This window comes from Segatella intestinalis, from assembly GCF_029348455.1.
Taxonomy (GTDB): domain Bacteria; phylum Bacteroidota; class Bacteroidia; order Bacteroidales; family Bacteroidaceae; genus Prevotella.
The window spans coordinates 133,121-157,488 of the sequence record NZ_JARJVV010000009.1; the positions used below are offsets into that span (position 1 = coordinate 133,121).

Consider the following 24,368-nt stretch of genomic DNA (forward strand, 5'->3'; position numbering starts at 1 on the left):
GCGCAAAAAGGTAGATACACGAGAATAATGATGATAAACAAGATAGACAAATGGATTAAGACGCATAAGAAGGCAAGTGCTATGTATTTGCCCTTCTATGTCCTTGCCATTTTGTTTTTGGCTTCGTGTGCCAAGATGGGACAGCCTGATGGAGGATGGTTCGATGAGACACCGCCCAAGGTGATAGGTGCCAGTCCTGAGGACAAAGGAGTGAATGTGACATCAAAGAAAATAAACATTTACTTCGATGAATATGTCAAGATTGACAATCCTACCGAGAAAGTCGTCGTGTCGCCTCCTCAGATAGAAGTGCCCGAAATCAAGACGGCAGGCAAGAAGATTCAGGTATCGCTGGTCGACTCGCTGAAGCCCAATACCACGTACACGATAGACTTCTCTGATGCCATCAGCGACAATAATGAGAACAATCCTATGGGAAACTATACCTACAGTTTCTCCACAGGAGAGAAGATAGATACGATGGAGGTGTCGGGCTATGTGCTCGAATCAGAAAACTTGGAGCCCATCAAGGGCATTCTTGTAGGTCTGTACAGCGACACCGCCGATTCGGCTTTCCGTACCAAGCCCATGCTTCGTGTGAGCCGTACCGACAGCCGTGGCCGCTTCGTTATCAAGGGTGTGGCACCAGGCTCTTACCGCATCTATGCCCTTCAGGATATGGATGGCAACTATATGTTCAGTCAGAAGAGCGAGAAGATAGCCTTCTCTCACGACATCATCGTGCCATCTTTCAAGCCTGATACCCGTCAGGATACAACGTGGGTCGACTCTCTGCATATCAAGTCTATCGACCGGGTGGCGTATACTCATTTCCTGCCCGATGATATTGTGTTGAGAGCTTTCACAGAGTCACTTACCGACCGCTACTTCCTCAAGGCTGAGCGCAAGGATGCCAACAATTTCTCACTCTTCTTCAGCTATGGCGATTCTATCATGCCTTCGGTCAGAGGATTGAACTTTGATGCAGAAAACGCCTTCCTTATCGAGTCTTCTTTACAGCAGGACACACTTACCTATTGGCTTCGCGATACTGCCTTGGTCAATCAGGATACGCTGCAAATAGAACTGAGTTATCGTATGACCGACAGTACAGGTGTGCTTGTCTCACGTACCGATACCCTCGATGTACTCGCCAAGGAATCGTATGCCAAACGACAGAAACGACTCAACAAAGAGTTGGAAGAATGGACCAAGAAGCAGGAGAAGCGCAAGAAGAAAGGCGAACCCTACGACTCGGTCATGGCTCCCAAGCCTTTGGAGGTAAAGATAGGAGTGGCTTCACAGCTGGATCCCGACAAGAACATCAGTTTCTCGTTCCCTACACCTCTTGCCCATGCCGATACGGCAGGCATTCATCTTTATGCCAAGCACGACACATTGTGGTACAGAGCTCCTTTCGAGTTTGAGGATATGGGCAACCGAAACTATAAGCTGCGGGGCGAGTGGCGACCCGACATCGAATACAGTCTTGAGATAGATTCGGCTGCATTTGTCGATATCTACGGGCTGGCTTCCAAGCCTGTAAAGCAAGGCTTCAAGGTTTCTTCGCTCGACGAATACAGCACCTTGCTGGTCAACATAACAAGTCTTGAAAACGAGCACCTGCTGGTACAACTGCTCAACGGGCAAGACCAGGTGGTGAAGGAAACCAAGGCTGTCAACGGAGTGGCGGAGTTCTATTATCTCAAGCCCGAGAAATATTATCTGCGCCTGATAGTTGACCGCAATAATAATGGCAAATGGGATACTGGTGATTACGATAAAGACCAGCAGGCAGAAGAGGTGTATTACTATCCTGAGGTCATAGAGTGCAAGGCCAAATGGGACATTACCGAGAGTTGGAACCCTACGGAACGGCCTCTCGACCGACAGAAGCCTGGTGTCATTACCAAGCAGAAGCCAGACAAGGAGAAAAAAGTGAAAAATCAGAACGCTGATCGTGCTAAGAAATTAGGCATTCAGTATGTTCCTAAAATGTAAGAGATATGATGAAATTTCTTAAAAAATCAGTACTGACAGCTATCTTGCTGTTTATGGTCAGCACTACGGTGTCTGCCCAGTGTACATTCCGTAACACGGCATTCAAGTCGGGTGAGTACCTGGCCTACAACCTCTACTACAACTGGAAGTTTGTATGGGTTAAGGCTGGTACAGCCAGTATGTCAACCATCCAGACCACTTATAAGGGCAAACCCGCCTATCGTGGTTCGTTGGTGACACGTGGCAACAAGCGAGTAGACGATTTCTTTGTACTTCGCGACACCTTGCTTTGTTATAGCAGCACCGACCTTGCTCCGCTCTATTTCCGTAAGGGAGCCCGTGAAGGCAAGCGCTATACGGTAGATGAGGATTTTTACAGCTATGCCAACGGAAAATGTCATGTTCGTATGCATCGTCAGCGCCATGATGGTACTCATCACTGGAAAAATGCAGCTTACGAAGACTGCGTTTTCGATATGATGAACATCTTCCTGCGTGCCCGCAGTTTCGACCCTGCCAACTGGAAGAAGGGTTATGTGGTGAAGTTCCCTATTGTGGATGGAAACGGCCGTACACCTGCCCAGATCAAGTTTTTGGGCAAGGAAACCATCAAGGCCGACAATGGTTTGAAGTATCGCTGTCTGCGCTTGGCTTACATGGAGTTAGAAGACGGCAAGTACAAGAGAATAGTCGATTTCTATGTGACCGATGACGAGAACCACGTGCCAATACGTCTTGACATGTTCTTGAAGTTTGGCAGCGCCAAGGCTTTCCTCGTTGGTATGAAAGGAACAAGAAATCCCATCACTTCCAGAGTAAAGTGACAAACAAGACAGGTCAAGCTCAACAGCTTCACAGCTTGAGCTTGACCTTTTAAGAGAGATTTCTATTATTTGATTTTTATCGTTTGTATGGTTGTACTGCTTTTCCGATACATGGTTCAAGCCAAAGAGTATCGTAAAGAGTATGATGACGAATGATTTAGCCATAGTTGTATCGTTTCTTTTCTTTATTGTTTACGATGCAAAGATACGGCTATTGTTGTAAATGTTGTGTTATCAGATGGTTATCTTTAAGTTAACGTTTTTCTAATCATGCCTGGCGTGCCTCTCTGTTGATGAGTTGTGTCCCTGTAACTTGTTTTTTCTCCATCTTATTGCTTGTCTGAAACTTTAGGCAGGGCGATGGTAAACTCCGTCCACTTGTCTTTCTCGCTCTTCAGACTTATCTTTCCGCCATGGGCATGGATGACCTGGAACACATAGTTCAGGCCTATGCCAAATCCTTTTCGGGTCTTGTTGCCATTTTTCTCGTGTTCGGCAGCACGCTCAAAGCGATTGAATACCGATTTCTGTTCGCTCTTCGATATGCCTATTCCCTCGTCGTACACCTTAATATATATATAGTGGTTGTCCTCGAGGGTAGAAATGCGGATGTTGATCTTTTCTTTCGAGTATTTGGTGGCGTTGTCTATCAGGTTGCTGATAGCTTCCTTCAGATATTCCTCGTCTGCAGCCACAGTCGTTACCTTCAGCTGGGTGGCTATATGAATGGGCTTGGCCGACTTGGCTTTGTATTTCTCGGTCACATCCTCTATCATGGGCTCCAGTTTTACTACAGTCTTTTGAATATTCAACTTGCCATGTTCCAGTTTCGAGATGGTGAGCAGTCGGTTGATGAGTGCTAAGAGATGCTGTGCCTCGTCTTCTACGATGGTGAAATATTTCTCTTTTATTTCTGGCTTCTTCTCCAGCACACCGCTGTGCAGGTATTTCGTACCCATGATGATAGAGGTGAGGGGCGACTTCATGTCGTGAACCATGGCATACGAGAAATCCTCGCGCAGGAGGCGAACACGTTCCTGCTCGTTGATATAGTTTATCTGGTCGATAATACTCAGGATGATGACGATGGAAATAAGGATAGAGATGAGGAGCAGCACCCAGTTATGACTGAAGATGTAGATACTTCCGTTGGTGATAGTCATCTGGAAGCCTACGCTGTAGTCCAGTCTTACAGGCAGAATGTTGGTTTTCACTTCCTCCAGGAAGGGGAAAATATTGCTGTTGATATTTTTGCCTTCCATCACCTTTCCTGTTTTTATGTTCACCTTGTTGATGGCAATGCGGAAAGGCGACTTCTTTGCTTTGATTATGGAGTCGGCAATAATTGTTAAGGTATCGATGTTGGCATCTTGATGCGATTTTTTGTAGATGGCATCATAAAGGGATAGTGTAGAATTATAGATATTACTGTTAGCAACGGTATCTCCCGACTCAAAAAAAGAATCGCACCTATTTGTTTTATCCAACTCTAAGGCGATGGCTTCCTCCAATATCTCATCACATTCCTTTCCTAATTGTCTTGCGTTGATGTTATAGGTGTTCCACATCCAGAACATTTGGATAAGGAGAATGGCTATCAGGGCAGCGGTGCTGAGTATCTTGGTGCGGTTGGCATTCATATCATCTTCTCCTTTCTTCTTTATTCATCCAAGAGGTATTCGGTTTCTCTGCCTTCCTTCTTTGCTACTAAATAATTGCTGATGCTGCTTGCTGTCAATGTGGATCCAAAGCATCCCATGGCAGTACACAGAGGAATACTGGAAATATCGGTAGGAATCAGATTACAGATGATACAGGCCACAAATGTCACGATGGTGCTCCTTGTGGTTTTGTAGATATAAAAGAGGAGCGATGTCTGCACGATGCTCCATATCATCATCATGATAATCCATGTCAATGACTGGCCCAGGGTTGTGGCAATGAATGGTATGATGCTGAATACAAGAACGGTAAGGTAAGAAACCCATGTCTTCTTGCCGCATTTGATCAGTTCTTCGTATATCGCGCCGAAGATAATATAGGCTGAGATAAAAGAGCCTATAAGAATCATCGGAAGCATTCCTATATAGTCAAAAGGCATGATTTCCTTGTTGTATATTTTGATGTCCAACAAATTGAAGAGGGCGATAAACATCAAGGTAATTCCAAACAGGGGAAGGGTGTACCAGAACATAGCCTTCCACTTGTAGGCAGGATTCACTCTGCCCAGCGTAAACTTGGAAAACTTTGCCTTGCTGAAGGTGAACCATAATATAAGTATAGCAAGAATGCAGAAAACATAAATAATGGGAGTTCCTGCCTTGAGTAAGGAAGCCTGGTCGTTGGCATTTACCTCTTCCAGTTTTCCTGAGACAGCAAGGTAGATGCCTATCACTATACCACCAACAAACATGGTGCTACAGAATTCCGCTATCATTAATATATAGTAAAGTATCGACTTAAACATAATGCTTTATTTTTATTGTTGTTTTTTTCTCTGTATAATGTTTTTATGCAAAGGTCTTCATACCGATGCTTCGACAACGGGCTTGCAGTTATTCTACAATGAGTTTGAAGCCTACGCCCCGGATGGTCCTTAACTCTACACTTGGCTCGTCTTCGATGGCAGTGCGAATTTTCTTGATGAAAACATCAAGGCTTCTCGATGCAAAATAGTCTTTGTCTTCCACGTCCCAGAAACGACTCAGTACAGCGTCACGGCGCACCACTTCGTTCTTGTTCACTGCCAAGAGTTCCAAAATCTTTGCCTCACGTGCCGTAAGCATCTTCTCGCTGTGGTCCTCCTGGTTTTTCAGCGTGGCATGGTTGGCATCAAGGATATATTTGCCCAGTTTTACGAGCTGGCTGTTGTTCTTGCTGCGTTTGCCTTCCTTCAGTCGCATCAGGCTCTGTATGTGTGCATCCAGCTCTTCGGGTATGAAAGGCTTCTTCACATAGTTGTTGGCTCCGGCAGCATAGCCTGCCTTCAGGTCTTTGGGCGATGTAAGGCCAGTGGTAAAGAGGATGATGGTATCGCCATCTACCTCACGTATTTTCCTCACCATCTCCAGACCGTCCATGATAGGCATGTCTATATCCGAAACGATGACATCGGGCTGAAAGGTTTTCCATTCCTCCAGTCCTTGCCTGCCATTGACGGCAGTCTTCACCTCATATCCTTCGATGATATCTTCGAAGCAGCTTTTCTCCATATAGGCGAGGTTTTCGTCGTCTTCTACCAAGAGTAATTTGATGTCAGCCATAACTCTTCTTGTGTTTTAAAGATTATATTCTCTTACCCAATTTTCGCTGGGTTCCGTTCTCATGTGCAAAGATAGTTATTTTGTTGATAAGTTCCAAGTTTTCCACATTACTTAACCTAAAGATAACCCAAAGTCTTAGGCTCCAGAGAGATTGTTTATCCACAAATTTTAATTTGTCTAAATAGATGTCACTAATCTCAAAAAATCATTTATTTTTAACCGATTATCACGATAAAATTTTATATTTGTAGCATTAAATGGTTTTAGAATTATGGCAAAGAAAAATATAGACTTAGCAGTAGTCCTTCATGATGATTGCGACTACAAGGACTGGCTTGTGGAACTCAAGGAACGATTCTACAGCCATCGCCTCAAAGCGTCATGTGCCACCAATGGCTACTTGTTGGACTTCTATTGGAAGTTGGGACGAGACATTGAAGCTAAGCAATATACTAATACTTATGGCTCTGGATTTTACAAAAATCTCAGTCAGGATTTGAAGAACGAAATGCCAGGGGTGAAGGGATTCTCACCAACTAACTTGAAGTACATGAGCTACTTTTATAAGCTCTATGCACCATTACAGGCAAATTGTCCGCAGCTTGCGGACAATTTTATAGAGGACTTGTATATTGCAGATATTCAGCGAGTTGTAGCACAAAATGAAAATCGTCCGCAAACTGCGGACGATTTCAAATTGCTTTTTCTTATTCCTTGGGACCACCATCGTCGTATCATAGATAAGTGCAAGGGCAATATGGATAAGGCTTTGTTCTTTGTAAGAAAGACTTGGGAGAACAATTGGGGGCGTGACGTTCTGCTCAACTGGCTTGACACAGACCTTTATGAGCGTGACGGCAAGGCTATCACCAACTTCCAGGCTACGCTTCCTGCTGTACAAAGCGACTTGGCGCAACAGATAACCAAAGACCCTTATCAGTTGGACTTCCTTAACTTAAGGGAGAAATATGACGAGCATGACATTGAGGAAGAATTGGTGAACAATGTAACACGTTTTCTTTTGGAACTAGGAAAGGGATTCTCTTATATGGGCAGACAGTTTCGTTTGGAGGTAGGTCAGCAGGAGTTCTTCCCAGACTTGCTGTTTTACAATGCCCACCTCCATGCCTATGTGGTCATTGAGCTAAAAGCCCAGTCGTTCCATCCATCATTCTTGGGGCAACTAAGTTTCTATGTGTCAGCCATCAACCATCAGTTCAAGACCGACATCGACAACCCTACCATCGGTTTGCTCATCTGCAAGGACAAAGACAATGTGGTGGCAAAATACGCCTTGGATTCATACAAAGAACCAATGGGTATATCAGAATATCAACTGTCAAAGCTCTTCCCGAAAGATTTCAAATCTTCCATGCCGACTATAGAGGAATTGGAAAAAGGATTGAAAGATAATCGAGAATAACGAGCCAAGATGCTTAATTCTCTGATACTATACCATTGGGATTCTTTGTTTCCATATTCTTCTTTGATGCCCCTATCCGTTCTAATATAGACAAAGTTTCCCGTTATGGCATGCTTATCACGATATGGCTATATCCAATTTACTTATACCCTTTGTTGAGAATCATGTTTCGATTTTCAGAGAAATTAAAGGTCACTTGGCTTTATTATATTAGTCCGATTGTACCAATAGTGGTATTTTGGCTATTTTACTCTATCTGTACTATAAGTACTCCAATGTCTTAGGCTCCAGAGAGACTGTTAAACCACTGACAATCTCTCCTGAGCCAAAATGTACATGGAGTGTATATTTTCACCTGTTATACGGAAAAGACAGAGAGACAGGATTAACAGAACGGAAGGTATCCCTGCTTGCTTCTCCAAGGACATTCTGCAGAGCAGATGGCCAAGCCCAAACCAAAAAGTGAAATTAAATTCGTTCTCAATGAACTTTTAACACTTAATATGTTGAACAACTCAAAAAAAATGCTTAATTTTGCATTTATAATAGTTATTCTTTAAATCGTTGTTTTATTGTTGTTTAGCGATTACAAAGATACAACTTTTTATTGAGAAACTGTTATTCTTACCCCATTAATTGGGGTGGAAAACTTTAGATATTTAATATCTTTGCAATCGGATAGGGTGCATTCCCTTTCCACTGATTTTTGAGATTTAAGAAGCGTTATGCTTATCGAAGTACTGGAAACCTAGGAAATTTCCCGACATACTCTAAGATAGCATAGTGGTTCTCACGCATAGCGTGGGCTGCTATTGTTGCATCTATGAGTATGGGCTTTCCTAGGGCCTCCGGTATTTGAGATGTGGGCATTGCAGTTCACGCTTCTCTGTTTAACAAAAAGACCTAATAGGACTGAAAGGCCAAGAAAAGGGAGTATCTAATGAAGTATTTGAAGATAATCCTAGCGGTATTATTGTTATTGTGTTTACTAGATATGCCTTATGGTTTTTACATATTAATAAGGTATATGTCAACTGTTGTGTTTGGTTATATGGCGTATTCTTATTATCAAAACAATAAAAAGGAATTTGCTGTAGCAAGTGGGGCATTGGCTATATTGTTTCAGCCCTTTGTTAAATTAGCTTTGGGAAGGGGTGTGTGGAATTTTGTAGATATTATAGTAGCTATAGGGTTAATTATAACAGTTTTACTAACTAATCAAGAAAAATAACATGAAAAGTTTAAATAAGAATAAATATACTCTTGCTTGTGTGATTTGTTTGCTAATTGCAATAATATCCATAATCTATGTATCCAATATTGTACCGACCTTGAAGGTTGAGTTGACATTAAAGGAACATAATGAGAAGTTCTTTGTTAATTTTGACAAAGAACAATTTTCTGTGTTGAAGAGCTCGCATTATTTTGACAAAAAAGAAACTAAGGATAATTCTGAGCAACTGAAAGAAATTGGACCAATACCAGAGGGAAAGTTTGTTTCTTCTTTTGATGGAAAAGGAGAGGGAAAATATGGGTATTGGAAACCTTATTTGGCAATGGGGAGTAGAGCTGTTTATTATACAGAAAAAGTTCCTCAGAGATATTTGAGTGGAGAGATTATAAGAGATTATTATGGACGTATAGAATATGAGGAAGTAGAAAAGGTGAAATATGTCAATGAGCCATATTGGGATAGTCGCTATACCACAATTCCTTATGAATATACATATACTTTTTCTGTTATAGACTTGTCAGACTCGATTTCATCAAATGCTTCTGATAGTATTTATTCAATTTGTACTAAACAGTTTGCAAAACAATTAACTTCATATAAAAACTGGAATTTCTCACCAAATCAAGTGAAATGTAGAAGAAATGCAAATTGGGCTAAATTTTATATGTCAGTTCTTCCTAAAAATAAAGTTGCGGTCGTTTTTCAGTCTAAAGACGAAAAAGGAGTCTCTGTAATACGTTCAGTGTATTTTGCAAATAGAAAGGCTTATGTGTTGGATGTGCATAGTCCGTATGAATTGATAGAAAATGCTAATGCAATAATGGAAACCTTTACAACCTTCTATCTTCAAGATTACAATGATATGGTTAGTATGAGGTTATTATTGACCATATTGGGCTGCATTGCGTTTGTGGTATTTGGACTTATCTGTTTATTGACACCAAAAATTGTTTTACGAAATAGAGAAACTGTCCTCCCAAAGCAAGCTAAATACTTGATTCGTTATGCACGTGTCATGTGGCTTGTGAATATTATTTGTGTTTTTGCGGATGTTTACCCTATTTTTACAGGTGAACTTCGTCAAGATAGTTATTGGTGGAATATATTCTTGCTGTTCTTATGCGCAGTTGGGATGAATATATTCACTAATATGTATGTCGTAAATAAGGCGAAAGCTGAAAATGAGTTTGATTATTTGATTCCCAAATGGCTAAAATTTTATTTAATCAAAAGGCATGTAACTGATGCGGAATATAAAAGCGTTGTAGTCTTTTTGCTATATCCATTTTTTATATTGGGTAACTTGCCATTTGGACTTTATGTCTTGGGGTATATATTGCCAGTTGCTATTCTGTCAGTCATATTGATGGAAGTACGTATTTTCTCTAAGTGGACTCATGAAGATACAAATGGTAATAATTCTAATGAGGTTGAAGAATTAGGAGTGTTCAAAGATTATTATTTACTACTGGATATAAATAGGGATGCTTCTGAGATGGATATTGACATTGCTTTTAATAAAGCAATGGCTAAATATAACTCAAGAACAGACGCTAAATTGTACAGTGAAGTTTATAAGCGTAATATACAGGAGGCTTATCGTGTATTGAGTTCAACTAATCGATTAAAGCCTGAATATGATAAAGAATTTGATGCTTATCGTAAATCAAATATGATAAATTATCAATTCTTAGATGTTAATACTCAAAAGGATATAGCAATTATACAAGGAGAAATACATAATGCCAATTCGAATGCAAGTCATTCAAAGAGAAAAGGCAAGGTTCATAATATTATACTTGTGGCATTGTTATCTGTAGTATTGGCAGCTATTATATTTGTATTGTTGCATTTCGGCTCACATAGTTCACGTTATTTGACAAACACAGAGCCTGATGCTCCTCTTATTATGCCTTCAGAAGATTTTTCTGGCATTGGTGGTTCTTTCGACCCAAGGGATGATGACGATTTTGGACAATGATTGAACAGAATAAATAGCAAGTTATGAGACGGATATTGATTTTACTCGGTTTTGTATTAGGTGTCCTTTCGGCTCATGCTGAAAGTAAATCTTATACGATTAATGATATGTTTACTATTTCTGTAGATTCCAAGTTGGAACTCAGAGATAAGAAGGGCTTGTATGAGCAGAAAACAAAGAATAATAACCTTCCCGTAACCAGTGACGAGGTTATAGTTTTTCAACAAACAGGTTTGAATAACGATACAAAAGCTGCTTATCAAAAGTATGCAAGAATTATGATTCAGACAGAAATTAGTAATGAAGGAGATTATTCCTACTATGATGGCTCTCATGAACTATCAGACAATGATGTCGAGTATTTTAATCGCCTTGCCTATCAAGAATTGGCACCCCAAATGCATATGACCATTAAGCCAAGTACAAAAGGCTTCTTTTTTGATAATGAAAATTATTGTATAATGACTTCTTACCAAAGAAGTGGCGTTTATGGTAATGTGGATGTTTGTATCTATTATTTCTTTAATGATAACCAAAGTGCAAAAGTCTTATGTAGTTATAAGGATAGTGAGAAGACATATTGGCAAAAGGTGATGGAAGATGCTGTAGAATCATTTAAATGGATAAATGGAGAATCGCTGAGTGGAGATGCTGAGTTCGTAGATACGACGGAGAATCTCCCTACTTATGGTAAGATTAGTTATGATATACCTTCTAATGAAAAACCTATAAACGATACTCTTGTTGTGGTAGTGTTGACAATAGCTGCGGTATTTGTTTATGTTTGGTTACTAAACACAAATAAGTTGAATTACAAAATGAAATGGGTCATATTTTGTTTGCTTCTTATTGTGTTTGGATTAGTAATTTTGATTATTACGAGGATTAATGATGCTTATGTGTCTAAACTTCCTCCTTTAAATGACCCTGAGTTGGAGTTGGCAGTAAAGGGCGTGAATGAACAGCTTCCTTTAGAAATATCTGATGGAGTTGTGATGAAAAGTCTGGAACTAAAGGATTCTGCTGTGGTAAGTACAATGGAAATAGATGAAACTAAATATCCATTTGAAGATTTTTTGCAGAATAAAGACTTGAAAAAGCGTTTGATGATGGCAAATATCGCAAAAAGTTCTCCTTTTAAGTCCTGTAGCTATGCTGATTTTGCAAATAAGGGATATTCTGCAAAAACGATAATCAAAGGAATTCAGTCACATAGGGAAATAGTGTTAGTAGCAACACCTGAGGAAATTAAAAATGCATCTAAAACGTCTTCTACTCAAAGAGAACAATTGGATTTGTATTTGAATAGTATCAAGGGAAGTCTTCCAAATAAAGTTGACGATGGACTAATTTTTTCAGATGTGGATATAAAGGGAAAACTGTTTGTTATGTTTTATACCATAGATGAAAAAATGTATGATATGAAAGAAGTTGATAAAAATAAGAATAAATTTAAAAATAATGTAGAAAAAGATCTCAAGACAGAAGGTGAGTTGATAAAGTTAGCTTCACTTCTTGTTCCTTTGGATATGTCCCTTAGAGTTAGTTATGTTGGTTCTCTTTCTAAAGAGCAAGTCAATGTTGACATACCATCTTCTTATTTAAAAGAAGTCGTTTTAGATAATCGACTTTCCAATCATTTCAAATAATATAAACATTTTTTAATATACGGTTATGACATTTTTCAATTCAATTAAAATGTGTTACATGAAGTCTTTTGATTTTAAGGGAAGAGCTTCAAAGAGTGAGTATTGGTGGTTCTGGCTGGTTCAGGTCCCTATTACTTTTATAGCATTGGGGACTTGGAACTCCGAAAAGTTTGATATACTGTCTGGAGTGTTTTTAGGAATTACTATAGCCTCTATTCCTGCTAACCTTTCTTCTATGATACGTAGATTTCATGATGCGGGATTAAGTACTAAGCAATGTCTAAAGAAATTGTTTTATGCGGTAGCCCCATTCCTTTTTGCTGTCAATTTAATGACAAAGATCGATCCTTTTTCTTCTTTTGCTGTAGTACTCTTAATAGCATTATTATTTTCGGCAGTCTCATTTTTCCTGTTGTTCATCATATTGATAGGAGACAGTGTATATGAAGATGAAGAAGAGGAATAAGGGATAAAGTCGTTCGCAAGCCTTGCGATTTAAAAATCCAAGGCTTGCAGATACAATTTATCAAATTTTTGATTAATTTTGCTGCCAAAAATGATAGATGTAACTATATGGAAAATAATACAGGAAAAATTAAGGATATTATGCATTGGGGTTGGCGGAGCTGGCACCAATATAAGGGGCTTGTTGAATCGGACTAAAGAATATTTGATACGGACATGAAAGATTTTAAGTTTTTACTATTAGGTCTATCTCTTTTCTTTTTCAATATTTGTTTTGCCAGTTGTCGCAATCAAAAAGCTGAAAAAGTAGAGCAAGGGGATAGAATGGAAGTGGGAGAAGGGAAGAATGATAGCTTGTTGGAAATTCTTCGAGGACATGAATATGTCTATGGTGGTGAAAAGATGTCGATTGATTCTACTTTTTCCATTATGGATACGATGGCGTTTCCTTTTGATGAAAACTTAATAGTTGTAAATGGCAATAGAGATGAACTAGGACCGACTTTTAGTTTTATCATTGATACGGAAACTAAGAAGTCTATATTATTGCCATCTAATCGTGGCTGCATAGGCTTTACATCAGAGGAAGGCCTGCCTATTTGCTTATCTTTCAGACATCATGCTAATGGCGATCCTGGCAGATATTCTGTCGTTTCTGTTTATGATGAAAAAGGAAACCTCGTCAAGGAAATGTCGTTTGAAGATTATAAAAAAGATGAGGAGTTATGACTGTAATAGAATTGATAACCTGTATTCGGCAGCACAAGAAAGCAACTCTTGTAATTTTTGTGTTAGCATTGATAGTGGGAAAAATAGTATCTGTATCTATTGGCATGCACGGTGTTGGGACGTTTGATGGAGAGAAAAATGATATTTTGCGTAGGCGCAACTATTTGATAGGAAAACTGGTGACAACGCCGCAAATAGTAATGGAGGAGATGCCAGGTGGAATGAGTGCGCAGTTCCAAGGAGAATGGGCAATGTACTCTTGTTCTATGTTTGCAGCAGCATTGACAAATATAGCTAAGATTTACCCGAGACAAAAGGAGGTGTCGTTGGGGTATGTTGATAAACTCATAGGGATAGTTATGTCTTCAGAGATACGTGAGTATGATAGAAAAAGATGGTGGGGGGAAGATGCACTTGAGAGCCTTGATGGTGATCATAGCCATGTTTCTTATTTGAGTATTCTTGCTTGGATGATGGGAGAATATAAAGAATTAGGTGGAGACAATAAGTATGATGATTTATATGGTAAAATCTGTTGTACGCTTAATCGAAGAATGCTTGATGCTGAGGCTTTGAATCTTCCTACTTATCCTAATGAACCGATTTATGTTCCTGATATGTTGGTGGCCGTGGTAGCTTTGTCTCATTATGCAGAGTTGAATGATGGGAGGTATCAAGATACTGTGAATAGGTGGATAGAGAAAGCAAAAACTGATTGGTTGGATGCAAAGACAGGTTTATTGGTTTCTTTTTTGGACAATACGGGAGCATATCAGATTGGTGATATACCGGTGAAAGGGTCTTATTCGGCATTGAATTGTTATTATCTTTCGTTTATAGATAAGTCTTTTGCAAAAGAGCAATACGAGCGATTGAAACATTATTTTTATCAAAGTAGTCCAATTTCTGGCCTAAAGGAATATCATGATAGATTTTTTCTTTTTGGTATGGATGCCGATGTAGGTCCGATTATTGCAAATCTAAGTCCTTCAGGTACAGCGTTTATGGTAGGAAGTGCTACTTACTTTGGAGATTTTGATGTAAGAAGAAACCTTTTGAAGACTGCAGAGATTGCTGGCTCTACTTTCTACGGCTTTACAAAGAATCATTATCTTCTTGCCAACTTTGCCTTAGTAGGGGAGGCTGTTATGCTGGCTATGCGGACTAATGTGGAATAAATATTTTATACTTATGAGGAGACTAAAGAAAATATTAGATTCATGGAATGTACTTCGTCATAGAATGAGAAATCAAAATGAGGCGCAAGAGGTAAAGGCGAAACCGTCTTTTCCTACAACAGGCATTATCGGAGCTATAGCAGGCGATTGCTTTGGAGCAGCTTATGAGTTTAATCCTGTGAAAAGCATCTACTTCGACTTATATAAAGCACCTCGTTTTACAGATGACACGGTTATGACCTTAGCTGTCGCAAAATGGTTGACTATCGACCAAGAGCATACTCATGAGAAACTTGTGGAGTGTATGAAAGAGCTTGGAAGAAAGTATATGTTTGTTGGTTATGGGCAGAAATTCTTACGTTGGATTATCAGCAGAAAAACTGAGCCTTACAACAGCTTTGGTAACGGCTCTGCTATGCGAGTTAGTCCATGTGCGTTTTATGCCAAGACATTGGATGAGGCTTTGGAACTTGCCAAGATTTCAGCTGAGGTAACTCATAATCATCCTGAAGGTATCAAGGGAGCTCAAGCCATTGCTGCTTGCATATTCTTAGCTCGACAAGGGAAGAGTAAGAAGCAAATACGAAATTACATAGAAGAAAACTTTGAAGGGTACAATCTGCATCGAACTCTCGATGAGATTCGTCCTGATTATAATTTTTGGGAGATATGTCAGAAAAGTGTGCCAGAGTCAATCATCTCTTATCTAGAGGCTAATTCTTATACTGCGGCAATTCGTAATGCCATTTCTCTTGGTGGGGATGCCGATACGATGGCTTGCATGGCTGGCGGTATTGCTATAGCTACCAAAGGCATGGAAATGCCCGAGGACTTGGCTTACTATATTTACAATCATGTGCTTGACGATTATCTGCGTCAGGTGCTATATGAGTTTAATCAACTGAGCCCACTTTAAAAAGTAAAGCTTGTTTTAAATGTTTATTTCAGTAACTACTCAGTTCACCACAAGGGAAAGCCCCTGTGGTGAACTGAGTAGTTACAATGTAATGCTATTTTTCTTAAAAAAAATCTTAATGATGAGGCTACTATTCGCCAAAAAATACTATCTTTGAAACTGATAATATCTTGTTATTATCTATCGGTTTGTGCAAGAAACAAACAATATATTAGCAATATTGGATAACTATCTCCATGACAATCCCGATGAGATTGCCAAGGAGATGGCGAATGAGTTTAGAAGACGAAGGATAGAGAATAATATGACACGTGAACAAGTGGCGGATAAGTCGGGTGTGGCTGTCAGCAATATCACGCGTTTTGAACAGAAGGGTTTGATTTCGCTCAAAAACTTGATAGGTATCGCCATGGCTTTGGAATATACGTCAGAGATAAGGCATGTCTTCTCGCAACCTAAGTATTCGACGATGGAGGAACTGCAACAGATTAAGCGGAATGCTAACAAGAAAAAGCACATCGGCTATGAAAAGAATAGAATCTTTGATTGTTAAGTATCATCAAGAGACGGTCGGCACTTTGGCATTGAGTGTCGATGGAAAGGTGTGTACTTTTTAGTACGACAAGCAATGGCTTGCTACAGGTTTTAGCATATCTCCATAAAGTTTATAAAAAATATGATTTGCGATTTTTTCAAGTGAACTCAGTTCTTTTATAATTCGGTATCTATTTTCACTGTTGTTACGTTTGTATATCCTGCGGGAATGGCAGCATGTTGTCCCGTTAAGAATATTAGCGGAGCTGCAACAATGGTACCAGCAACGACAGCACCTGACGTATGATTTTTTCTGCTAAAATCAATTTCTCCTTCAAGTGGAACTTTTGTATTATTGTTCGCAACACAATACAACCATTCAACTTTTAATTTACCCTTTGTTCCTGCAATACCAGATTTCTTTGCAACGAGTACTTTTGCGTATGCCTTTGCCCCTTTTGATATTACAATGCTATCACCGACTTTTATATCTTCAGATACATCAAAAGCCACCAAATCTCCTACATTTACATTCTTGGCACGGATTTCCTTTTTGTTCTCAATGGAAATTAGAGAGCCAGCTTTCAGAACAGGCTTTTGGGCATATGTAAACGTGCTGCATAAACAGAGAAATACCAAAATATTTTTTTTCATATTTTTTTAAGTTTAAAATCATGAATAAAAGTTCCCCAAAAAAATATAGGGTAAAAAACAACGGTTTCTCAATAAAAAGTTGCGATCTTTGTAATCGCTAAACAACAATTTAAAGAGTAACTGTTATAGATGCAAAATTAAGCAATTTTTCTGAGTTGTCCACATATTAAGTGTTAAAAGTTCATTGAGAACGAATTTAATGTCACTTTTTACCTGGTTTGGGCTTGGTCACCTGTTCTGTAGAATGTCCTGGAGAAGCAAGCAGGCATTCCTGCCGTTCAGCTAATCCTGTCTCTCTGCCTTTTCCGTATAGCAGGTGAAAGCTATACTCCATGTACAAGAAGTCATAGGCAATTCTCTTTCTACTTGTTAAGATTATGTAATTTAGATTATGCAGTTTGCATAATTTAAAACAAATAATTATATTTGCATGCGGAAATTAAAACATAGAAGAATATGGAGAATCCTTTTATCATAACTGGATACATCAAGCCAAATTACTTCTGCTGCTTTTATTAAGAAACATAATCTTCGTTCAGCAAGTAGTGTACAGAGCGCCATCAAAAAACTGTTGGAATATCACTTGGTTTCTATCTCGCAAGCTACTTATTATATAGATGATCAATTGATGGGGTTGTGGCTGAAAATGTAACTGATGTGCGAAACTTGATTTTTTCTAAAAGTTTCTTAAAGATAGTATTACTTTTTATCAGAAAATACTATCTTTGAAACTGATCCGATGAGATTGCCAAGGAGATGGCGGAAAGCAAATGCCGAGAAATCTATGAGGAAGTGATAGGTGCATTGGGTATTGTCCCTTCAAAAGCAGGAAAAATGTGATGAAGTAATCAAAAACATTAGGATTTTATGACAAAGTAGGGTTTTTCTGCCTCATTTTTGATTTATCTGCCTCATTTGATATCAAAATGAGGCAGATAAATTCATTTTTGGGCAGATAATTGAGAAAATTATCGTAATTTTGCAACCGATAATATAAACCCAATAAATACAATAGGCATGCATCAATTCGATTACAAAGATACCCCCAAGAAGTTGCTGACACCTTCCATCGTCAGCCAAATTGCAGCACTTCACGAATACAAGGGCAAACAAGACCTCTATATTTCGATCCAAGTAGATACTCTTTCAGCCCTGTTAGAGATTGCAAAGATACAAAGTACCAAAGCATCCAATAGTATTGAGGGAATATACACCTCCGATGAACGCCTTCATGCCCTTGTCGTAGAGAAAACTGAACCACGAAATCGCTCAGAGGAAGAAATTGCTGGCTATCGAGAAGTACTCACTACCATCCATGAGAACTATGAGTACATTTCCATTCGCCCCAACAACCTATTGCAACTACATCGTGACCTTTACTCCTTCGGTGGAAAAGAAGTTGGTGGACGTTTCAAGAACACAGATAATATCATCGCAGAAACAGACCGAGAGGGGAAAGAGCATATCAGATTTAAGCCTGTTCCTGCATTCCAAACGCCAGAAGCGATAGAAGATCTCTGCCAGGTATTCAACGAAGCCTTGGACAAAAGTGAGTATGATGCCCTGTTGCTCATACCCATGTTCGTGCTCGACTTTCTTTCCATCCACCCTTTCAATGACGGCAATGGTCGCATGAGTCGCTTGCTCACACTTCTCTTGCTCTATCGTTGTGGGTACATTGTCGGCAAATACATCAGTATAGAAATGTTCATTGAGAAGTCGAAGGAAACCTATTATGAAGCCCTAAAAGCGAGTTCCATAGGATGGCATGAAAGCAAGAATGACTACCAACCCTTTACAAGTTACTACCTTGGTGTCATCTTGAAAGCTTACCAAGAGTTTCAAGACAGAGTAGAGCATCTACATGGTAAAACTCTTTCAAAAGCAGGTCGCATTAAGTCTATCTTCCAAAAGAGAATAGGTAAGATTACCAAGACCGACATTTCCGCCCTTTGCCCAGACATCAGTATCAGTACCATCGAACGAACATTAAAAGAAATGCTGGATGCTGGAGAAATCCAAAAAGTAGGGAAAGGAAGAGGTACAGGATATATTGTCAAATAAAAGATCCTGTCATAATTTATCGACCTCATTTTCGATTTATCTGCCTCATTTGATATCAAAATGAGGCAGATAAATTCATTTTTGGGCAGATAATTGAGAAAATAAACTGTGAGGACAGAGCCATTCTGTTCACTCGCATAGTTCGTGACTTGCTCGGACTAAAGTGCATCTTGATATATTATCCAGTGCATCTCGCCTCGGCCGTTTTTCGCACGCTATCGGCTGCTCCTATACCAACTAAGCCTTCATTACATCACTTGGCAGGAATACGCGCATACCCTTAGCACAATGAGTTGGAGACTCCTTTAAGAATAGCACAAGATGAACTTCCTGCCCTTTCTTAATAAAAGGCAAGTACTTAGCTTTCTGCGCCAAAACATCCATGAGCCTGTTGGCATCTTCATCGTGCGTCCATTTACATTCTCCTACCAAGATATGCTTCTTATCAATAGACTCCGCCACAACATCCAACTCAACCATCTTACCATCCTTATATTCTGGCGGAAATATCTTACCCCACCAACGAGACGCGACATTGTAGGCTAAGCCATCTATAATATTTCCACTAACATATTCACGACAAAGTAATTCCCAGCATTGACCTATAAATTGTGGAAGTTGAGCTTGAACCACTTGCATCACCATATCCATTCTTCCCAATTCCAAAATAGAACGATAAGGCACAATAAACTGATAGTGAAAACGTAAAAGAGAATCATTGATATGATAAATTCCCTTCTTGCTTTTCTTAGGACTCTCACCAAAAGGAACCTCTCGGCTAACATAGCCAAGTTCTCGCAACTTGCTTAAAGGTTCAGAAATCGTGCTACTGTCTTTACCTGCCCTCGTTGCAATTTCAGACAATTTTCTCTATGAAGGGCTTCATTCATTCGCTCTAATTCGGCCCCTCTATCTATGAGTTTCTTAAATTCTATAAGTTTAGCATTAGAAATATCTTGCACAAAGATAATCTTTTTCAAAGATATTTCTAAATGTCTGATAATTAGGGCGATATTTATTATTGAACTTTAACTAAACTTACTTGCTTGGGGAATTATCTTCGTTTGCATAACGAATAAAATATTTAAGAAATATGGGAAATGCGTCATAAGAAAAATTGCAGATTTCTTGGTCGTCTCAAGAAATAATCGTATTTTTGCTGCGGATTGCAGTTCTATGTTGAACTTGCGGTATATATTCAAAACAAGATCGGAGAATTTGCAAATAATTTCTTCTATCTGATGAACAAAACAGTATCTGTCACATGTATTCCCAATATCAAATATCGGGAACCCTGCATTTATCAAGGTTTTGAAACTGTAATCTTTAAGCTTATAATTCAGATGAATTTGAGCGAAAGCCTTATCCCATATTCCTGCATTTATTCTTTTGACACCATCGTCATAGATTTTATAGACTTCATAATCGTCCTCTTTAGGAAACACAGGAGATATAGTTTTCTCTTCGATATTATTTACAATGTAGAGTTCATCATCGTTTCTATCGACAACACCTTTATGAACAAACCATCCAACTATTGTCGAATGATTTTTAACTATCAAATCATACAAATATTTATCTTTATTCATTTGCTATTGCGGTAAGTTTGATTATAGTTTTTACTATCTTGTAAAGATGATTACAGTGAAAGGTTTTCTTTCTTCGTGATGGCTCGCAAATGTGTATTTGCATTATGGAATAAGACAAACCTGGCATCGATTTCGGAATCAATAAATCGAGTATGTGGGCTATTTTGTTCTCCCATATTTATTTTGGAAAATAAGTATTCTCTTCCTTCTTGATTGATAAATTCCACAACAAGTTCATTGAAGGTCTTATCGTAGTGATCAATGTGGAGGTCATGAATATCGGTTATTTGATTTGAAGATATGGCACTTACAATTACCTCTCCAGATGCTATTCTCTTTTCGTATTCTTTTCTTAAAGGACTAATTATTGTTCTATCAATAGAATACCTACATGCTGCCTTTATATTGAAATCCATGTAGCTATCACTACTTGGAATTTTCTTCAAGCATCCACGAAAGCCTATATCAGTAGTTTGGTATGCCGTAACAAGGTATAAACACTTTGTATGATATGCTCCCGAATCACGCACTTCATATCTTACGACTTCTTCTCCATTCGTCTTTTCATACCAATCTGGATGATGAAGACGAAAAAATGAATTCAAAAGATTTGTTTCTTCCGAATTTGTGCTTTCTCCAATCTTGTGAGAACGTGGAATTGTCTCACAAGTTTTCTTCAAGTCGGTGTATGTCATAATTATAACCAAGGTATTCCGTAATTAACATCACAGTCATCAGTAACAAAGAAATTATCAGGATGCAAAATTATCTTTGCCTTCGCCAATCTTTCAAGATAGTCGCTACGAACTGCACTATTCTCTATTTCTTCCCTTCGGGCTTTGCTCATAGACAAGAATTCATCTTCTATTTCCAAGCCAAGGTACTTTCTGCCAAGCAAATTAGCTGCAATACCAGTTGTTGCACTTCCATTGAAGGGGTCAAGAATCCATGCCCCTGGTTGAGTACTGGCTTGAATCAATCTTGCCAAAACTCCCAGTGGCTTTTGGGTTGGATGCTTGCCGCATGATTTTTCCCAACGACCTATAGCAGGCAACTGCCATACATCAGTCATTTGTTTGTCACCATTAAGTTGCTTCATCAAAGCGTAATTGTAGTAGTGAGCAACCTTTTGCGACTTCCTTGCCCAGATGATGAACTCTGTAGAATATGTAAAATATCGGCATGAAATGTTTGGCGGGGGATTGGTCTTAGCCCATGTTATCACGTTCAGTATTTTGAAGCCCAACTTTAGAAGTTGTTGCTGTACACTGAAAATATTATGATGTGTTCCCGTAATCCATATAGTTGCATTATCCTTCATGTGGTCTCTGCAAGCAGAAAGCCACCTTAAATTAAATGCATCCATTTCTTCAGGAGTTGAAGGCTTATCCCAATCCCCTTTGTCAACACAAACGACTTGACCACTTTGACAAGATATGCCACCACCAGACAAAAAGTATGGCGGATCGGCAAACACCATATCAAAGCCGAACTTGAACTTTGACAAAGTTTCAACGCAATCACCTTGAATGAGGGTGAAGTCGTTGTTTGGGGATTTATAATATGACGCAATAGCCATAATTTATGGTGTAAGAATTCTATATCTTCCTGATTTTACTAAGCGAATGCTATTGTAATCTTCAACATCGGTGAACTCAAATTGCCAAATATAGAATATGTTTTCACCATTTATTACCCTCTTTTCAAAGAATACAGGATATACTGTTTTAGATGTATTCTCGCTCCATTGCCTAAAAGGATAATATAGTTGACGAATAATCACGTTGGTTGCAGAGAAATTCTTTGCTTCAATAAGAACTATGGACGTTTTTCCTTCATATCCTGCATCCACTTCGGTCTGAACACTCTCAGTGTCCAATTCGTTTGAATCAACACGGAATGAAAAGTGAGGAGTATATTTGCGACCACGTATTGTAAGAACAAGAGAAGGGTCATTCATAAATGTTCTAATCAAAGAATTCGCATAAGCGAAATCGAGGAATTGCATTTCAGAATCACCGACCATCGAACTTTCAAGCTCAAAATCAAGTTTGCTAACATAATTTTGGATTGCAGATTGAATATCTGGTACATCAACATACCCTTCGCCTTTTAGAATATAATATGAACCATTTTTCTTGGGCAATATGAATAAACCTTTTCTGACAAATACAGAAGGTCTATCAGACCTCGTATCTTGTTTGCACAAAATACGAGGCTCTTTATCTCCTGTAGCTGTGAATCCTTGACAGGATTTTTTAATTTGGTCAGCAGTCAGTTCGAACGGACCACTATCAAAATCGTGATTAGCAATGTCGTAATCACGGAATATTTTATTCCATGCTTTATCTGATGCCATCGAGGAAATCTTTTATATTAGTTAAATTGTAAATACTTGGAATGATATTATATGCTTCCTGTAATTTGTTACGCGCACTCTTCCATCCAATACCATCAGTAATCCAGACAAACTCAAAGCCTGGCACTGAATTGATCTTAGGAGCAATATCAGAATAAGAGCGTGCTACTTCATTCAGTTTTGAACCACCTCCACTGTAGAAATTTACTTCAATCAAGTAGGTTTTTGAAGTAGTTTTGATTACAAAATCAAATCTCTTTTCGTCATCGCCAAGGACATTCTGGAGGTTTGACCATTCCGTAGAATATACCTCCTGACGGTATTCTATTCCATTCTTGTCCAAAATGTTAGCCACCATACCTTCCATGACATGACCACTGCGATTCTTTCTTGCATTACTATCGAGACCTGTTTCGATTCCGAAAACATAATCTACCAAGTCATTTATCTTCTTTTGACGGAACAAATCTGCAAGACCTGTTCCTTCAAGATATTCCATCACGCCATCTATACTTGTAAAGAGCCTGTCGAGAATAATACATTGACAGCGGAATTGAGAACTGCTTTTTTCCCTTCGCTACGAACTGCAATCAGAATATCCATTACGCTGAATGCTGTACGGTCTCTATTCCATATAGTTTCAACACTCTTCCTTAAATCGGTAGTGCCAATCAAACTGTTAAGCATACATAAACTTAGTTTGATATTATCTAACATAAAGCTCTAAAGCAGCCAAAGGAGAATAAGAGAGGTTGGAACGTAAACAGTTGGGAATGAGCAGATTTGCACAAAGTTGCCAAATCGGCATAAAGCAAGCGAGTGAGGAATATTGAAGTAGTTCAGTTACTAAATCGTGAGCCACAGTTACCTATGCAAAGCAGGTAACAATACGGAAAGGCAACTTTGTGCATCAACGGATTTTATTGCGCTGATTCTCAATGTTTTGCGTATCAAGGAACGCTTACAAAATGATTATATTTGCACACTCAAAATGTAAGCGTTATGAAAATCGAAAAATTCAAGGTGTTGCTCTACCTAAAAAAGAGCGGAATGGACAAGAATGGAAAAGCTCCCATCATGGGACGCATCACGGTGAACAGGACTATGGCGCAGTTCTCCTGCAAGTTGTCTTGCACTCCATCGCTTTGGAATCCTCGTGCCAGCCGATTGGAGGGCAAGAGCAAGGAAGCCGTGGAGACCAACAAGGACATCGAGCAGTTGTTGCTTTCCATCCAAAAGGCATTCGATGTGCTTGTGGAAAAGAGAACGGACTTCGAGGCTAAGGATGTCAAGGAGGCCTTGCAGGGCAGCGTCAAGACACAGACCACCCTTCTCTCCTTCGTGGACGAGCATATCAGTGAACTCAGCACCCATGAGGGCATCGATATGTCGAAGAGCAGTGTCTGGACTTACAGAAAGATTCGCAAGAATCTCGCTGAGTTCATCGGGGAGAAGTATAGGTTGACTGATTTGGCTTTCGGACAGCTGACCGAGCCTTTCATCAG

General features: G+C 39.2%; 23 protein-coding genes and 1 pseudogene. 14 read left to right on the forward strand and 10 right to left on the reverse strand.

Features of this window, described 5'->3' with window-relative positions:
* The first annotated feature begins 27 nt into the window (after nt 1-27).
* Both P3T48_RS07710 and P3T48_RS07715 read left to right on the forward strand, forming a co-directional pair.
* Nucleotides 28-2,001 carry an Ig-like domain-containing domain gene (locus tag P3T48_RS07710; RefSeq protein WP_443217179.1) on the forward strand — a complete coding sequence of 658 codons (1,974 nt, stop codon included), beginning with the start codon at nt 28-30 and terminating at the stop codon, nt 1,999-2,001.
* Nucleotides 2,002-2,009: 8 nt separating this feature from the next.
* Nucleotides 2,010-2,825, forward strand: coding sequence for a DUF3108 domain-containing protein (locus tag P3T48_RS07715; RefSeq protein WP_276506297.1), 816 nt, complete (start codon nt 2,010-2,012; stop codon nt 2,823-2,825).
* A gap of 329 nt (nt 2,826-3,154) precedes the next feature.
* Here P3T48_RS07715 and P3T48_RS07720 read toward each other — a convergent pair whose 3' ends face one another.
* From P3T48_RS07720 to P3T48_RS07730, 3 genes are all read right to left on the reverse strand, one after another.
* Entirely contained in the window at nt 3,155-4,465 is a 1,311-nt protein-coding gene (locus tag P3T48_RS07720; RefSeq protein ID WP_276506274.1) for a sensor histidine kinase, read from the reverse strand.
* A gap of 20 nt (nt 4,466-4,485) precedes the next feature.
* The gene (locus P3T48_RS07725) at nt 4,486-5,292 is read right to left on the reverse strand and encodes a hypothetical protein (RefSeq protein WP_276506275.1); all 807 of its coding nucleotides are present in this window, start codon (nt 5,290-5,292) and stop codon (nt 4,486-4,488) included.
* Nucleotides 5,293-5,380: 88 nt separating this feature from the next.
* Nucleotides 5,381-6,088 carry a response regulator transcription factor gene (locus P3T48_RS07730; protein WP_022252046.1) on the reverse strand — a complete coding sequence of 236 codons (708 nt, stop codon included), beginning with the start codon at nt 6,086-6,088 and terminating at the stop codon, nt 5,381-5,383.
* Nucleotides 6,089-6,359: 271 nt separating this feature from the next.
* Here P3T48_RS07730 and P3T48_RS07735 point away from each other — a divergent pair, with 271 nt between their 5' ends.
* From P3T48_RS07735 to P3T48_RS07780, 9 genes are all read left to right on the forward strand, one after another.
* Entirely contained in the window at nt 6,360-7,511 is a 1,152-nt protein-coding gene (locus P3T48_RS07735; RefSeq protein WP_276506276.1) for a PDDEXK nuclease domain-containing protein, read from the forward strand.
* Between the two features lie 940 nt (nt 7,512-8,451).
* Nucleotides 8,452-8,742, forward strand: coding sequence for a DUF6804 family protein (locus P3T48_RS07745; protein WP_218455757.1), 291 nt, complete (start codon nt 8,452-8,454; stop codon nt 8,740-8,742).
* 1 nt (nt 8,743) lies between these two features.
* The gene (locus P3T48_RS07750) at nt 8,744-10,726 is read left to right on the forward strand and encodes a J domain-containing protein (protein WP_276506277.1); all 1,983 of its coding nucleotides are present in this window, start codon (nt 8,744-8,746) and stop codon (nt 10,724-10,726) included.
* Nucleotides 10,727-10,749: 23 nt separating this feature from the next.
* On the forward strand, nt 10,750-12,375 hold the full coding sequence (locus P3T48_RS07755) for a hypothetical protein (protein WP_276506278.1): 1,626 nt from the start codon (nt 10,750-10,752) through the stop codon (nt 12,373-12,375).
* 25 nt (nt 12,376-12,400) lie between these two features.
* Nucleotides 12,401-12,841, forward strand: a complete 441-nt coding sequence (locus P3T48_RS07760; RefSeq protein ID WP_276506279.1) for a DUF805 domain-containing protein — start codon at nt 12,401-12,403, stop codon at nt 12,839-12,841.
* Nucleotides 12,842-13,056: 215 nt separating this feature from the next.
* On the forward strand, nt 13,057-13,569 hold the full coding sequence (locus P3T48_RS07765) for a hypothetical protein (RefSeq protein WP_276506280.1): 513 nt from the start codon (nt 13,057-13,059) through the stop codon (nt 13,567-13,569).
* The gene (locus tag P3T48_RS07770; RefSeq protein WP_276506281.1) at nt 13,566-14,747 is read left to right on the forward strand and encodes a hypothetical protein; all 1,182 of its coding nucleotides are present in this window, start codon (nt 13,566-13,568) and stop codon (nt 14,745-14,747) included. Before P3T48_RS07765 ends, P3T48_RS07770 begins: the two co-directional genes overlap by 4 nt.
* Before the next feature lie 13 nt (nt 14,748-14,760).
* A complete protein-coding gene (locus P3T48_RS07775; protein WP_276506282.1) occupies nt 14,761-15,663 on the forward strand; it encodes an ADP-ribosylglycohydrolase family protein in 903 nt (300 codons plus the stop codon).
* A gap of 190 nt (nt 15,664-15,853) precedes the next feature.
* Entirely contained in the window at nt 15,854-16,216 is a 363-nt protein-coding gene (locus P3T48_RS07780) for a helix-turn-helix domain-containing protein (protein WP_346429600.1), read from the forward strand.
* A gap of 158 nt (nt 16,217-16,374) precedes the next feature.
* On the opposite strand, the gene P3T48_RS07785 is transcribed toward P3T48_RS07780, so the two are convergent.
* Nucleotides 16,375-16,851, reverse strand: coding sequence for a hypothetical protein (locus tag P3T48_RS07785; protein ID WP_276506284.1), 477 nt, complete (start codon nt 16,849-16,851; stop codon nt 16,375-16,377).
* A gap of 514 nt (nt 16,852-17,365) precedes the next feature.
* Between P3T48_RS07785 and P3T48_RS14455 the strand changes: the two genes are divergently transcribed.
* The gene (locus P3T48_RS14455; protein WP_504182841.1) at nt 17,366-17,503 is read left to right on the forward strand and encodes a hypothetical protein; all 138 of its coding nucleotides are present in this window, start codon (nt 17,366-17,368) and stop codon (nt 17,501-17,503) included.
* A gap of 365 nt (nt 17,504-17,868) precedes the next feature.
* Nucleotides 17,869-18,915, forward strand: coding sequence for a Fic family protein (locus tag P3T48_RS07790; RefSeq protein ID WP_276506285.1), 1,047 nt, complete (start codon nt 17,869-17,871; stop codon nt 18,913-18,915).
* Between the two features lie 237 nt (nt 18,916-19,152).
* On the opposite strand, the gene P3T48_RS07795 is transcribed toward P3T48_RS07790, so the two are convergent.
* The 6 genes and pseudogenes from P3T48_RS07795 to P3T48_RS07820 all read right to left on the reverse strand — a co-directional run.
* Nucleotides 19,153-19,779: a DUF234 domain-containing protein gene (locus P3T48_RS07795; RefSeq protein ID WP_276506286.1), complete on the reverse strand. Its 627-nt coding sequence runs from the start codon at nt 19,777-19,779 to the stop codon at nt 19,153-19,155.
* A 164-nt stretch (nt 19,780-19,943) separates the two neighbouring features.
* On the reverse strand, nt 19,944-20,504 hold the full coding sequence (locus P3T48_RS07800; protein ID WP_276506287.1) for a hypothetical protein: 561 nt from the start codon (nt 20,502-20,504) through the stop codon (nt 19,944-19,946).
* 50 nt (nt 20,505-20,554) lie between these two features.
* Nucleotides 20,555-21,199, reverse strand: a complete 645-nt coding sequence (locus tag P3T48_RS07805) for a hypothetical protein (RefSeq protein WP_276506288.1) — start codon at nt 21,197-21,199, stop codon at nt 20,555-20,557.
* Between the two features lie 2 nt (nt 21,200-21,201).
* Complete coding sequence (locus P3T48_RS07810; protein ID WP_276506289.1) at nt 21,202-22,083, reverse strand: DNA-methyltransferase; 882 nt, start codon at nt 22,081-22,083, stop codon at nt 21,202-21,204.
* A 3-nt stretch (nt 22,084-22,086) separates the two neighbouring features.
* Entirely contained in the window at nt 22,087-22,863 is a 777-nt protein-coding gene (locus P3T48_RS07815) for a type II restriction enzyme (RefSeq protein ID WP_276506290.1), read from the reverse strand.
* Nucleotides 22,850-23,577, reverse strand: a pseudogene (locus tag P3T48_RS07820) (type II restriction endonuclease); the annotation flags it as partial. The gene P3T48_RS07815 and the pseudogene P3T48_RS07820, both read right to left, overlap by 14 nt.
* 288 nt (nt 23,578-23,865) lie before the next feature.
* On the opposite strand from P3T48_RS07820, the gene P3T48_RS07825 reads away from it, so the two are divergent.
* Nucleotides 23,866-24,368: Arm DNA-binding domain-containing protein (locus P3T48_RS07825; RefSeq protein ID WP_276506291.1), on the forward strand; the 503-nt coding region annotated here is incomplete at its 3' end.